13 protein-coding genes and 1 pseudogene are annotated in these 14319 nt (G+C 40.5%); 9 read left to right on the forward strand and 5 right to left on the reverse strand.

Annotated features, from left to right (window positions below; translation table 11 throughout):
- Window positions 1–61: 61 nt before the first annotated feature.
- The 6 genes and pseudogenes from FFL34_RS15905 to FFL34_RS15930 all read left to right on the forward strand — a co-directional run bounded on the left by FFL34_RS15905 (window position 62) and on the right by FFL34_RS15930 (window position 7081).
- On the forward strand, window positions 62–505 hold the full coding sequence (locus FFL34_RS15905; RefSeq protein ID WP_138604304.1) for a hypothetical protein: 444 nt from the start codon (window positions 62–64) through the stop codon (window positions 503–505).
- Window positions 506–683: 178 nt separating this feature from the next.
- A complete protein-coding gene (locus FFL34_RS15910) occupies window positions 684–1949 on the forward strand; it encodes a molybdopterin molybdotransferase MoeA (protein WP_138604305.1) in 1266 nt (421 codons plus the stop codon).
- Window positions 1950–1969: 20 nt separating this feature from the next.
- A pseudogene (gene moaA, locus FFL34_RS15915) lies at window positions 1970–2979 on the forward strand (GTP 3',8-cyclase MoaA).
- Between the two features lie 14 nt (window positions 2980–2993).
- Window positions 2994–3401, forward strand: coding sequence for a YwpF-like family protein (locus tag FFL34_RS15920; RefSeq protein ID WP_138604306.1), 408 nt, complete (start codon window positions 2994–2996; stop codon window positions 3399–3401).
- A 365-nt stretch (window positions 3402–3766) separates the two neighbouring features.
- A complete protein-coding gene (locus FFL34_RS15925; protein WP_138604307.1) occupies window positions 3767–5128 on the forward strand; it encodes a TrkH family potassium uptake protein in 1362 nt (453 codons plus the stop codon).
- Between the two features lie 21 nt (window positions 5129–5149).
- Entirely contained in the window at window positions 5150–7081 is a 1932-nt protein-coding gene (locus FFL34_RS15930; protein WP_138604308.1) for a putative bifunctional diguanylate cyclase/phosphodiesterase, read from the forward strand.
- Window positions 7082–7135: 54 nt separating this feature from the next.
- Here FFL34_RS15930 and FFL34_RS15935 read toward each other — a convergent pair whose 3' ends face one another.
- The 4 genes from FFL34_RS15935 to FFL34_RS15950 all read right to left on the reverse strand — a co-directional run bounded on the left by FFL34_RS15935 (window position 7136) and on the right by FFL34_RS15950 (window position 10899).
- Window positions 7136–8296 carry a S1C family serine protease gene (locus FFL34_RS15935; RefSeq protein ID WP_138604309.1) on the reverse strand — a complete coding sequence of 387 codons (1161 nt, stop codon included), beginning with the start codon at window positions 8294–8296 and terminating at the stop codon, window positions 7136–7138.
- A 22-nt stretch (window positions 8297–8318) separates the two neighbouring features.
- The gene (locus FFL34_RS15940) at window positions 8319–9485 is read right to left on the reverse strand and encodes a zinc ribbon domain-containing protein (protein WP_138604310.1); all 1167 of its coding nucleotides are present in this window, start codon (window positions 9483–9485) and stop codon (window positions 8319–8321) included.
- Between the two features lie 476 nt (window positions 9486–9961).
- Entirely contained in the window at window positions 9962–10486 is a 525-nt protein-coding gene (lepB, locus tag FFL34_RS15945; RefSeq protein WP_138604311.1) for a signal peptidase I, read from the reverse strand.
- A 62-nt stretch (window positions 10487–10548) separates the two neighbouring features.
- On the reverse strand, window positions 10549–10899 hold the full coding sequence (locus tag FFL34_RS15950; protein ID WP_138604312.1) for a PilZ domain-containing protein: 351 nt from the start codon (window positions 10897–10899) through the stop codon (window positions 10549–10551).
- A 379-nt stretch (window positions 10900–11278) separates the two neighbouring features.
- On the opposite strand from FFL34_RS15950, the gene FFL34_RS15960 reads away from it, so the two are divergent.
- From FFL34_RS15960 to FFL34_RS15970, 3 genes are all read left to right on the forward strand, one after another.
- Complete coding sequence (locus FFL34_RS15960) at window positions 11279–12508, forward strand: IS110 family RNA-guided transposase (RefSeq protein WP_138601661.1); 1230 nt, start codon at window positions 11279–11281, stop codon at window positions 12506–12508.
- Between the two features lie 225 nt (window positions 12509–12733).
- A complete protein-coding gene (locus FFL34_RS15965; RefSeq protein WP_138604314.1) occupies window positions 12734–12919 on the forward strand; it encodes an aspartyl-phosphate phosphatase Spo0E family protein in 186 nt (61 codons plus the stop codon).
- 355 nt (window positions 12920–13274) lie between these two features.
- On the forward strand, window positions 13275–13433 hold the full coding sequence (locus tag FFL34_RS15970) for an FbpB family small basic protein (protein ID WP_138604315.1): 159 nt from the start codon (window positions 13275–13277) through the stop codon (window positions 13431–13433).
- 157 nt (window positions 13434–13590) lie between these two features.
- Here the strand turns inward: FFL34_RS15970 and ric are convergent, their stop codons facing one another.
- Entirely contained in the window at window positions 13591–14301 is a 711-nt protein-coding gene (gene ric / locus FFL34_RS15975; protein WP_411712747.1) for an iron-sulfur cluster repair di-iron protein, read from the reverse strand.
- Between the last annotated feature and the right edge of the window lie 18 nt (window positions 14302–14319).

Raw genomic sequence — 14319 nt, forward strand, 5'->3', positions numbered from 1 at the left:
GATTTATGGAAACTTTTGGTCGGGTTTATTCGTCCTATAGGATAGGAATTGGAGGACAAGTATGAGAAAAGCAGGAAAGATAATTTTATTTTTATGTGTGATTGCTTTTATATCTCTGTATTTGTTTTATGCACGTGGGGAAGCGGAACTTGTTTGTGATAAGGCTAGGCAGGTTGTAAAAGGTGATTTTATTATGCATATCCGGGTAGAGGATTTAGAAGACGGGTTTAAGGTTTTTCGGTCCATTCAATATACCGGTGACAAACCGGTTGAGATGAAGCACCAGACACCACTTGTTTCTCTCTCGTTCAAAAATCGTAACCATGACTATACCGGCAGTCACATTACGAAAACACTAAGAAAAGGGAGCATTTATCACCCACAAAAGCCAAAAACATTTCAAGATCCAACTCCAGGGGAATATAATCTGTATTGCGAATCAGCATTCACTGTAGATGGTAAAGAAGTAGCAATCAACCTGAAGGAAAAATTAACGTTCGAATGAAAAACAATGCATGAACGGTCATGCATTGTTTTTCGTAAGTCAATAGGATTGCTCAGTTGTTCACAATAAAGTCATGAAATAAGTTACAGAATGATCACGATGGGCGCTCGTTATATCAATTTGCAGCCATCTTTGTTAGACTGGGGATAACGATGAGTTATGGAAGGTCTGATACTTTATGGTAGAAATGCGGAAACCAATACAAGTTAAAGAAGCTGTTGCCCGTGTTTGGGAACAGCGGCAAGAAGGGAACACAACATATGTCCCGCTTATCGAGAGTGACAATAGAAGACTTGCTGAAGATATAATAGCCGCGCATCCCGTTCCGACATTTTCCAAGTCACCTTATGACGGGTTTGCCATTCGTTCAGAGGATACACTGCACGCTGGTCGGAATAATCCAATATCATTGAAGGTTGTCGAACATATCGGCGCTGGTCAGGTTCCACAAAAACAGCTTCATGCTGGCGAGGCAACACGGATCATGACTGGTGCGCAAATCCCTGCTGGGGCAGACTGCATTGCAATGTTTGAAATTTGCCAGACTTACGAAGATGACCATAAGCAATCATATATGTCTATTAAACGTAAAATGGAATCGGGTCAAAATATTATTGAGGAAGGATCCGAAGTGGCAAAGGGCGATTTGCTTGTCCCAAAAGGAACGCTAATTAACCCCGGTGTAAAAGCAGTGCTGGCTACATTTGGATACAGTCAAGTAAAAGTAGCCAAAAAACCAGTCGTCGGAATCATTGCTACTGGTACGGAACTGCTAGATGTAGATGAGGCATTGCAGCCTGGTAAAATACGCAATTCCAATGCTTATATGATTGCCTCGCAAGTAGTCCGAGCAGGTGCTGACTATCATTATTTCGGAAAGCTCAAGGATGAATTAGAGGAAAGCTACCAAACGATTGCGAAAGCCTTGGATCAAGTTGACATTCTGATTACTACCGGTGGGGTGTCTGTCGGCGATTTTGATTTGATGCCGGATATCTATGAAAGACTCGGTGCTGAAGTGCTGTTTAATAAATTAGCAATGCGCCCCGGAAGTGTAACTACGGCAGCTGTCGCCGGGGATAAGATATTATATGGTTTATCCGGAAATCCCTCTGCATGCTATGTCGGTTTTGAATTATATGTACGGCCAATTTTACAGCATAAACTGGCTAATCAGAAACCATTTTTAAAACGGATAAAGGCGAAACTGGCTAACGACTTTCCGAAGCCGAACCCATTTACACGATTTGTGCGCAGTTATATAACTTATGATAATGGCCTTGTTTATGCAAAGCCAGCTGGTATAGATAAATCCAATGTGGTAACGTCTTTGGCGCATACGGATGCTTTAACGGTGCTGCCTGGAGGAACTCGCGGCTTTAAAGCGGGTGATGAAGTGGACGTATTACTGCTGGATGATCAAGAAGGCCAATGTGAATTTTAGTTTCCAAAAGGAGTGGTTCTGTGCAACCAATTAAAGATCATTTCGGAAGAGTGCTGAAAGATCTACGCATATCGGTGATTGACCAGTGCAATTTCCGGTGTACGTACTGTATGCCAAAGGAAATATTTGGCAAAGACCATGTATTTCTGTCTGAAAAAGAATTACTGAGCTTTGATGAAATCATCCGGCTCGCGAACATATTTGCTGATCTCGGTGTGGAAAAAATCCGCATTACAGGCGGTGAACCATTGATGCGGAGAGACCTTGACAAGTTGATTGCTGAGCTAGCAAAAATACCGGGGATAAACGATATTGCTCTAACAACTAATGGCGTATTCCTACCAAAAATGTCCAAAAAGTTGAAAGCAGCTGGACTAAAGCGTGTGAACCTTAGCCTTGATGCTATTGAGGATGAAGTATTTAAAGAAATAAATGATAAAGGCGTAGGAACTCGTTCTGTCTTAAAAGGGATTGAAGCGGCCAAAGAAGCGGGACTTCAAGTGAAAATCAACATGGTTGTTAAAAAAGGAATGAATGAAAGTCAAATTCTACCAATGGCTCGGTATTTCAAAGGGAAAGATATCATATTAAGATATATTGAATTTATGGATGTCGGCAATCATAATGGCTGGGATTTTAACAATGTTATTTCCAAAAAGGATATTATTCGGATGGTTGATAGTGAAATGCCTATCGAACCTGCTGAAGAAAATTATTATGGTGAGGTTGCATCGCGCTATCGTTATAAAGATGGGGAAGGCGAGATAGGGGTCATTTCGTCTGTCACGGATTCATTCTGTGGTTCTTGCACCCGGATCCGGTTACTGCGGACGGGAAACTTTATACATGTCTTTTTGCATCAGATGGCTTTGATATACGGGAAAAAATGCGTAATGAACTAACAGATGCTGAACTGGAAGAAGCTCTGATTAATCTGTGGGGAAGGCGGAAAGACCGTTATTCCGAGGAACGCTCAGAGGAGAAACGGCGGAACCGCAAAAAAATTGAAATGTCTTATATCGGTGGCTGATAAGGGGGATAACAGTGAAGACATTCCAACTTTGTTCAATGAAAATCATTGATAACGATCATAGAGATATGCTGCAACAGGATATCCCCCTGCTCGACGGTCTGATTATTAACCGTGAAGATGAACAGAACCAATGGGTGGTTGAGGCATATTTAGACCAGTCGTATCGTGAGTTTTTCCAGAATTTACGTCAAAAACAAGAAGTACTGCTGCAGGTGAAAATAACGAAAGAAAGTAATCGCCCGGCTACTTTTATCACATCCATCATCGGTATAAATGAAATAGGTAAACAAATGAATGTCCTTTTTAGGGGGACCATTGTTGATCAGCAAAAAGAAATGATTGAAGAAAGATTGAGAGCGCTGATTAAGCAAGGATATCAGGGCCAGTCTTTGTTGAAGAAATTTAAAGAAAAGGTTTGAAGAGGGCTGGACAAGGTGAATCATTCAACAAGATGCCAGGGACAGCTGCAGCACCATGCTAGTGAAGGCGGCCGGGTAGGACGTCGCGTTCTTAAACTGTAAGGGCACTTCCACCTTTGTTCACGTATAACATATCCGAACTGATTCGAAATTTAACAAATAAATTTTGAATCATCGTTCGGATTTTTCTTTGGTTCATACTTATTCCAATCTCCTTTTCTTTTAGCCCATTACTGCTGTAGTTGTATTCAAAAGTCTGTTAAAATTTACTGAAGTGGAGTAAGAAGTAAAATTGCCTGCTATAATATTATTAAGTTTTTACAGGATTAACCGATATAACTAATACAGGCATCAAGGAGTACAATATGTTTAAACTAACCATTTTTCGTTGGATAAAACAGTTGTCGCCGGTACAACTCATTTTTCTGTTCTATTTTATAGCAGTAATCGTATCTACGGCTGTTTTAGCATTGCCGGCTGCCCATCAGGACGGGGTGCATCCCCCGCTGATTGATATCCTATTTACTGCTGTCAGCGCGCTTAGTGTGACAGGTCTGTCCACACTGTCCATTGCAGATACATTCAATACAACGGGTGTTATTCTGCTTGCTATCATCCTTCAGCTGGGTGGTGTAGGGGTGATGGCTATCGGCACGTTCATCTGGATGATTACAGGGAAAAAAATTCGCCTGAAAGAACGTAAACTGATTATGGCTGATCAAAATCAGACATCATTTTCAGGTATCGTCAGGCTGGTTAGAGAAATTTTGCTCGTTATTTTAACGATTGAATTCATTGGATTTATTATTTTGGGAACCTATTATCTTCAGTACTTTCCGACTGTGAAAGAAGCTTATTTCCAAAGTTTTTTTGGTGTGATTAGTGCAACGACAAACGGCGGATTTGATATAACCGGTCAATCTTTAAAGCTATTTAAGGATGATTATTTCGTCCAGTTTATTAACATGCTGCTGATTGTTTTCGGGGCCATTGGCTATCCCGTACTCATTGAAATAAAGGAATATTTGTTTGCGGGAGAAAAAAAACGGGAAACACTCCGCTTTTCGCTATTTGCCAAGATTACAACGTTGACTTTTCTCGTATTGATAGTTGTTGGGACGTTGTTCATTATGCTTCTTGATATAGGTGGTTTTTTCGCAGGTAAATCCTGGCATGAGGTGTTGTTTTACTCACTGTTCCAATCCATTACAACGAGAAGTGGCGGGCTGTCTACAATGGATGTGAGTCAGTTGAGCGAACCCAACCACTTGTTTATGTCTATCCTCATGATTATCGGCGCTTCCCCGAGTAGTGCAGGAGGAGGCATCCGGACAACAACGTTTGCACTCGTGGTCATCTTTATCATTACGTATGCCAGGGGGAAAGAAAATATCCGGATATTCAACAGGGAAATACATGACGAAGATTTACGTAAAGCTGTTACCGTCACATTAATGGCGATTGTATTTGTACTCACGGCAACGCTTATGCTAACCATAGCTGAGCCGTTTGATCTGTCACAAATTCTGTTTGAAGTGTCTTCAGCATTTGGTACTGTAGGCCTGTCATTGGGCATTACCGGCGATTTATCGATGTTCAGTAAAATTGTTCTTATGATTTTGATGTTTATAGGTAGAGTAGGCATACTCACATTTTTATTCATTTTCAAAAGCAATAAGCAGGCTGGAAAATATCATTATCCAAAAGAGAAAATCATTATTGGATAAGCTTTATGAGGGGGTGAACCCATGAGTATACAGCAGCAATTGCCGGTTGATCAACGTATTTTGACCAGACTTAAAGATGCAGTCATATTTGTTGATCAAGACGGCACCATCATCAAAGGCAATCGTGCTGCTTTTTCTGTATTAGGATTGAATGAGGAAAAAGGCTCCTTGTATCAATACTTGGACTTTAGTCTTTTAAAGGCAAACGATGAAAGCCACCTTCTGATGGAATTGAAAAATCAGAACAATAAGCCCGTCGAAGTACAGTCCGTGCGAATGGATACAGATGTATTCTGTCTGATTATCAATGAATTTCCTATAGTTGACAAAACAGAAGAAGTGAAAAAATATATTAACCAGTTAACCATCAATAATGATGAAGGCATAGTCATGTATGACGATGGGGTGATTATTGATTGTGATACAGCATTTGCCCGTATGTTCGGATATACGGAAGAAGAATTAACGGACATGGAACTCCGACAGCTTATTCATCATCTCGACAACACCAATGATCAACTGGACAACCTTCATGAACTGACCGGAGTTCGTAAAGACGGATCACTATTTTATGTTGAGTGGATAGAGCATCCATATAATCATATAGGTGACATCATAGGTGTTGCTATTGTCAAAAATATAACCGATCGGATTGAGAATGAAAAACAGATTGAATACATGGCGTATTACGATGATCTTACTGATTTACCTAATCGAAACTATTTTAACAACGTATTACAAGAAGCTGTAGTCCATGCAGCGTCAAAGAAAGAAATGTTTTCCGTTTATTTTATCGACTTGAATTATTTTAAGGAAATTAACGACACATTGGGCTATGATTTTGGTGATGAATTGTTAAAGGCGTGTGGTGAGCGATTTAAGTCGTTTTTGAATACGAGCACGTTTATTGCCCGTATGGGTGGTGATGAGTTCATTATTCTGCACCGGCATGTGAGAAATCGGCATGATGCTGTCATATTTGCTAAGCGTCTGATTGCAGCATTTGCTAAGCCAATCAAAGTTGGTGATTGTGAACAGTTTACGTCCATCAGTATCGGAATCAGTATATACCCTGATCATGGAAGTACGTCGAGTGAACTGATTAAACATGCCGATTCAGCGATGTATGTCATTAAAGAAAGAGATGGCAGTAATTATAAATTATTTGATGCATCGATTTCGGAAAAATTTAGTGCGATGCTCACCATGGAAAACGATTTACGGACTGCATTGAAGGAAGGGCAGTTTGAGTTATATTATCAGCCTCAAAAAAATCTGTATTCCAACAAAATTGTCGGGATTGAAGCATTACTTCGTTGGAACCACCCTGTGAAAGGTTTTGTTCCGCCGAATGAATTCATTTCACATGCGGAACGGACCGGATTGATTATTGAAATTGGGGACTGGGTTCTTAAAGAAGCATGTCGGCAAAATAAAGCATGGCAGGATAAGGGATTTCCACCTGTTATTGTAAGTGTGAACTTATCGGCAAAGCAATTTCATCAGCGCGAATTGGTCGAGAAAGTTGAGGGCATTTTACAGGAAACCGGGCTTGAACCGGATTATCTTGAACTGGAGATAACCGAGAGCATGGCGATGACTAATGAACCGTATATTTTAGAAACACTGGAACGTTTACGTCGACTTGGTGTAAAGGTGTCTATTGATGATTTCGGTACGGGCTATTCTTCGTTTAAATATTTAAGCATGTTTCCTGTTTCCAAGCTGAAAATAGATAAGATGTTCATGAACGAAAATCAGAAACAAAATCAGGCAATTGTTAAGTCCATTATCCACATGTCCCATTCCCTGAATATGAAGGTCATTGCTGAAGGTGTTGAAACCTATGAGCAGCTGCAGTTCCTTACTGCTGAAAAGTGTGATGAGATGCAAGGATTCTTTTTGAGCAAGCCATTGCCTGCAAACGCAGTTATTCAATTGCTAAGGGAATAGTATGAATCCGAAACAAAACCAGCTTGCATGCGGAAAACAAGCTGGTTTTGATAATCATCGTATGCTATTTTTTTGCTCTGACGGTGACTTGTTGATTTTTAGGATTTTTAACTGATCATTTTCATGCCCGATAGTGAAAACATAAGTGAATGTTTCTTCTTTTGTTTTATCTTTGTCGGGCATGTTTCTTTGAGCTGTGATTGAAAGAGTTGATTGAACCTTACCATTTTGGATAACATCACTTGATAAATCAGCATATTCGAGTTTTGTATAATGGATGAATCGTTCCCGGAAGTCAGGGTAGGATGCCCCCGCCTGCATCTTGCTGCCAAGTAGCGTATAGGCCCCTACATAGTCCCGCATGGTAATACTCTCGAGGAAATAGTCAACAACATATTCCGCATCATCGATTAGTTGCTCGGTGTTTGCCGTGTTTCCAATATCATCAGTTTTGCCGAAGACCAGATCTTTATTTTTTGCCTTTTTCGACCATGCTGACAGTTCTTTATAAACATCCTCAATCGGTATGCTAAATCCGAGCGTTCCATCGTTTGTGCCTACAGCATTGATGCCGATAACCTTACCGGTTTCCCGGTTGAGAAGCGGTCCGCCACTATTACCATCCGTTATTTGTGCGGAAATCTGATATGCGTTCTTGTACTGATATCCATCGACGTCAAAATTTCGTTCTGTCCCTGATATAATTCCAAGTGTAACGGTATTTTGAAAACCGTGCGGACTGCCGAGCGCAATGACCTCATCACCTGTTTCAGCCTTTTTCTCGGTTTCGACGTCCAACGATTGTTGTCCTTCAAGCTGTGGTACACGGATCACAGCAATGTCGGTTTGTTCGCCTGTTCCGATGACTGCTGCGGGGTATATACGGCCATTTGCAGTTCGGACATAAATGACGTCAGCATCATTTACAACGTGGGCGTTCGTTACAATGTCGCCTTTTTCATTATATAAAAATCCACTTCCAGTGACTGTTGTCTGTTCGTTTTGACCTTCTATTTGTACAACGCTTTTTTCTGCTGTATGAATGATGGATTTTAAATCAAGTTTTTGGGTGACTGTGTCCATTTTACTAATAGCCGGATTATTGACGGTAATGCTGTCAGATTGCCATTTGTCATGCATCAGCAGTAAGATGAAGACCCCGCCTGCAATCAGTAGGACGGAAACAATGATTGGACCGAGTTGTTTTCTGTGCATATGTTCACCTCAAATAAAACGCCTATTGTTGTTGATCTGTGTACCACTTGATTCGGTCCACGTTAATAGTTAAATCATCCGTTTTTTGATCAATCTCATAATGCGTAAACGAGAATTGTCCAGTTTCATCGGGATAAAGGGTATCCGGATAAACATAGACCTTATTGGTTACGCGTGTTTTGTCATCAGTTAATAGGGAATACTCGACTAATATGGAATTCACTGGTATGGTTGCGGCGCTTTTAACTTTTCCTTGTACCGTCACTTTTCCTTGCTTATCCCGCTTAGCTTGAACAGTAACGAGTTCAATCGCATCATTCTCGTTCAACTTTCTTTCTTGTTCCGCGGAATTGATAGCTTGTTCCATTCGTTGTCGCTGTGCTGTTTCAAAGGCTGTTTTTTCCTTGTCAATCGTTGTTTTGAGACTATGAAGTTTTTTCGAATCGGGTGCATATTTTAAACCGTCTTCTACAATTAATAGCGCATCGGAAAACTGATGATCGTTGAGTTGTTCGCTTGCTTTAGAAAACGTATAGTCAACAATTTGATTGCGAATGGAGGTCATTATCTTGTCTGCTTCATCTGATTGAATTTCATCGGCTTCCCATAAAAGTACTTTTAAATCATCAATGTTCGGATCCTGATTCAATTTATGCTTTAATTGAGCCAGTTTAAGACGATTCCGGTTCTTTGTAAGCTTATCAATCAATTTAGTTACCGCCTCGCCGTTATAATTAGTAAGGCTGTCTTCTGCTTCATTGATCAGTGCTAAAGCTTGCTGGAATTTCTTTTTATCCAGCAAGTCTGATGCCTGTTCCATATTCTTTTGAATGCTTTTCGCTTTTTCTGTAAAATGCAATGCATCCTTAGCCTGTTGAAAGTTGTGAGCATTGTTAAGCGACTTTTGCAATGTGTCGTTTGCTTTCGTGTAATTACCTTCCATTGCGTACGTTTCTGCTTTTTGATACAGTTTAGCAGCCTTTGTCGATTGGTGCTGCATAAAGATATAATACAAGCCGGAAGCAAGAACCAACAAGAGCAAGACAGACATCGGTATATACCAGTAGTTATTGAAGGATTTCTTCTTTTTTTGCCGTTCCTGCATGTCTCCGGGCAATTTTTCACCGCATTCAACGCAATAAATCTCATTATCCAGGACTTTTGTGCCACAATAAGGGCAATGGTGCATGATTATACCTGCTTTCAACTATTTTCTGACTGTATTGTGGGATATTCTTAAATAGCCCAGATGAGCAGTGAGACACTGTCATTTTTATTTTACCACATTTTCGCTTTATTTTGGATGGAAGAATTGGTATGATAGTATTGAAATGATTCCTGTTTATGCGAAAATAAAACATGCGGATAAAGGGGGGTACAAGCACATGGAAGTATGGGAAACCGTTTTTGGTATCGTTGCTTTTGGTATACTTGTGCTTAATATTGGCTACTGTATCTTTGATAATGAATAATGTGGGTGACAGTTGTCTTTCACTATCAAGAACTTATTTAAGGGTTGGACAAATATGACGGAAACCGGGTCGGCTTTATTGTGGACCCGACTTTCCAGCCATCATTTGCGAAATTATCGGAATGGTATTGCTTTTTCCTGTAAGCTAAGGAAGGAGCCGTCCAACGAACGACTAGCGAGATTTCCTCCACCGTTTACCTGGTTGTTGACCATTCATTAAAAGGGAAAATAATCAACTCTGACTTACCGATAATCTCGCTCTCCCGTATAAAGCCAAGTCCATTTCTGCTGTCTTTGCTTATCGCTCTGTTGTCTCCCATAACGAAATAATTATTTTTCGGCACTTTAATAGGGCCTACATGGCCAGTCATTTTGAGTCGTTTATTATTTAAAAATGATTGGTTATATGCCTCACCATCAATATACAACGTTTTGTTTTTCACCGAAATGGTTTCACCTGGTAACCCGATTACTCGTTTCACATAGTTTTTTAAAGGCCTTTTTATGATAACGATGTCCTCTCGCTCGGGTTCTTCAAACAAATATGTAAATTTGTTAAAAAGAACGGTTTCGCCGTCCTCTAGCGTGGGCTCCATGCTTTCACCGTCAACAATCGATGTTGCGAATATGAACGTACGTAGAAATAGCGCCAATATGATTGCTATCAGAATGGCTTTTCCCCATTCCAGCCACTCGTTTTTCTTTTTTGTTTTTTCCAATTACATACATCCTTTCCCACACCTGAGTCAGAACTTGGCTGCTGATAGGATTTATACCGAGACTATTGTGTTTTGTTTTTGGCCATTTGTTTAAGTTCCGCCAGTATCTTCTCTTTGTATTCATCATCTGTGTCCAAGTGCAACCCAAGTTCCAATGACTGGCGGAATTGCTTAAGCCATACAATTGTACCTGGTGACTGGAAGAAAGTTGAATTTAGTTCAAAGGTCAATGATATCTTGGCATGTTCCTGAAGATTGACGACACTCGGGCAATAAATCTTGGCACCGTGATTACTTACATCAAGTATTTGGACATTCGTTGTCACGGTGTCGTCTGTTTCGGTTTTTGTCAGCTTCCCGTCAACGGGTTCGCTAAACGTGTAACGATAAGGTTCATTTCGTTTAAAATACATATTAATCCCCCTCGTATATTATGTTTAGGCCCTATCATTTGAGCCCATATTTTCTTACTTTTCCTGCTGGATATAGTCAAAAGTCTTGGACGTCCCGTGATGTTCCTAGATAATGGTCTTAGGATCATTTGGGACAATTCTTTTCCCCCTTGTGGCTAGACCACACGTAAAGACTGTTTCCCAGTGTGCGTTCGGACCTTCCTACTCGCAGGCTGTGCACCCTGAATCTCGAACCTGGGTGTTAGTAGCCCCAGGGCGGCTTTCGAATCAGGGTTAGTACTTATACACGAGGTTGCTGATCGGCGTTCACACTAGGGATATCTCAGGGCGTCCAAGAAATAGTACCAATGATTCTAAATCGAAAGGAGGAGAACCCCCCATGAAATTATTTGCTGGATTAGATGTTAGTTCTTTTGATATCAAGATTTGTTTGCTGGATGGTGAAGGAGAAAAGGTTAAATCCTTCACGGTTTCCAATGACCTTCCTGGTGCTAGTGAGCTTCGGGATACTGTTTTGGAATATTTGCGTGATCAGGCTGTTGATACGCTCAAATTCGGGCTTGAATCCACGTCCGTTTATAGTTTTCATCCATCCATGTTTCTTCATCATGATGAGGCACTCAAAGCACTTGGCGCAGAGGTATTTGTCATGAATCCAAAACAGATTGCGAACTTTAAAAAGAGTTATAGCGACATGGACAAAACCGATGAAATTGATGCGTTCGTCATCGCCGATTATCTGCGTTTTGGCCGATTGCCAATGTCTGTTGTCAAAGAGAGCCAATATGTTGCGCTCCAACAGCTTACACGCTCCAGGTATCAGCTAGTTCATCAGGTTACCAAGGAAAAGCAGCACTTCCTTCAACACTTGAGTTTTAAATGCAATACCTTCAAAGAGGAAGTCGATTCTTCCGTTTTTGGGAATGCCATGATGGAACTGTTTTTCGAGAAGTTCAGTCTGGATGAACTTGCGCAAATGCCGGTTGAAGATCTAGCTGATTTTCTACAAGAAAAGGGCAGAAATCGCTTTGGTGACCCGGAATGTGTTGCGAAATCCATTCAGAAAGCCGTTCGTTCTTCTTACCGTCTGGACAAGGTTGTGGAAGACTCTATCGATGTTATTCTTGGTACAACTATCGAAGTCATTCGCACACTCCAAAAACAGATAAAGGAAATTGATAAAGCAATCGAGCGTATCATGGCTGGACTGCCACAAACGCTTGTCACTATCCCAGGCATCGGGCCCGTGTTTACTGCGGGAATCATCGCCGAAATCGGCCAAATTGAGCGATTTGATGATGAAACTAAGATAGCCAAATATGCAGGCCTTTATTGGCGAAAGCACCAATCAGGCCGCTTCACAGCTGACGACACTTCACTTACGCGTAACGGGAATCAGTACCTCAGATATTACCTGGTTGAAGCCGCCAACTCGGTAAGACGGCACGTTCCTGAGTATCAAGCATATTACGCGAAAAAATACAGTGAAGTACCTAAGCATCAACACAAAAGAGCACTCGTCTTAACCGCAAGAAAATTAGTGCGTTTGGTGGATGTGCTACTACGCAATCACCAAATCTACACGCCAAAAAGGAGCGTGAATGCATGAAGCACAAATAGCTTCTAAATCCTTTTACTGATTACCAGTAATTTCCATTTATTTACTGGTCTAGTTTCCTGATGCCTTTTTTCGCAAAATTGAACCTTGACAATCGAATATTTAGTTATTTTCCTCTTGACATATCACCGCAGGTCTTTATCATAGAAACTTGTCACGTTTTGTTGAGATATGCTACAGTCGGGTTAATTAAAAAGGAGGTACAAAGTAATTACAATGTATGCTACAGACAACCTTTTGCAACATATCGAATATTTAAGGAATAAAATGATGGTCGTTGCCACGGAAAAAGGTTTTACCAGTGACGAAGCAATTTTATTAAGCCAAGAACTGGACAAGCTGTTAAATATCTATACGTCGGTGAAAGAGCAAAATACGGTTGAACAAATCGACCAGTATTGATAATGCTTGTCAACTCACTTTGTTTTGTATAAATGCCTCAAGACGATTAAGTTCTTCCTCAATCATATGCATATATATACATGTGAAAGTCGCATATATCCTTCCCCGACAGAAGAAAAGGAAATGCCTGGTACTAACGCTACTTTTTCTTTATTGCTGTTCGCAGTTCAATCAGGATACCATATTGAAAAACTTTCGTATCCCGGAAATCTCAATTCTTTCGACTGTTTTATTGATTTGCGGCTGCATAAAAGGAACCTCCATAGAAATGTTATAAAATGTTCAAACAATTTTGATTAAAAGAGTAAAAAATAGGTTATACTATAAATGAATACTAATAAAGGAGTGCATCAACATGCGTTCAAAATATCAGAATTTTGAAGATTTAGTGAAACAAAATAAACAGGAACTACTGGATGACGATAAAAAAGTACAGCAACTTGAGTATCGTCTCGACGAAAAGGTAATCAGTCAAAGCACTGATAATATGGAGCAGAATTCATTACAACAATGATAACATAAAATTACTGACACAAACCATTTCAGAATCAATAGAAAAGCGGGAGGCATATGATATGTGCCTCCCGCTTTTCTATATAAGAACAGGCGAGTCACCTGTGTCGAGCTGACCCTGAAACCTGTTTGAAACGTAAATATTAGTATTCGCCTTCTTACCCGTTTACGCGGGCTAAATTTTTAAACAATACGTGATTTTCCAAGTGAATATGCTGGAATGTATCTGCTTCCAATTCTGCCAGGCGAGCATATGTGATGCGGTAGGAGTTACAAGCATCTGCCGGTGGTTCAAATCCGTTTGTAATTTCCCGCATCCGTTTTAAAATGTTTCCTGCTGCATCATGCTCATCTTCCAGTCCGCCATTGGCTTCATGAATGCGCTGCAATAGTTCATCATTCGGATTTTCTTCATATTGTTTGATCAGTGGAAAGACTTCTTCTTCCTCTTTTACCGTATGTTCTTCCATGTCCACTTTGAAATCGTTATACAGACGATGCAATTCTTTTAAATGCGGATGATTTTTGCCGTGCACCCGAAAGATCTTTGAAACAAATTTTCCTAATGCTGGCAGTTCCTCATTTAAATAGGCATGGTGTGTGTGGACAATGTGATCGATAATCTCACTCGCAGGTACACGATCCCAGTCAACGGTTTCATGCTCTTCTTTCTGCCAAGCTCTATATGCATCGTTTAGGGCTCCCATAACAGCATTCTCATCCAGGTTCCGTTCTTTACAAACATCCCCCAATGGTCGGTCACCGCCACAACAAAAATCAATCCGGTGCCGTTTGAACAAATCACTAGCCTTAGGGAATACTTTCACAATTTCTGCTGGTTTATGGTCAATTGTAAATTCAGTCATCATTAAAACCCTCCTAATCAT

This window comes from Lentibacillus cibarius (assembly GCF_005887555.1).
Lineage (GTDB): Bacteria > Bacillota > Bacilli > Bacillales > Amphibacillaceae > Lentibacillus > Lentibacillus cibarius.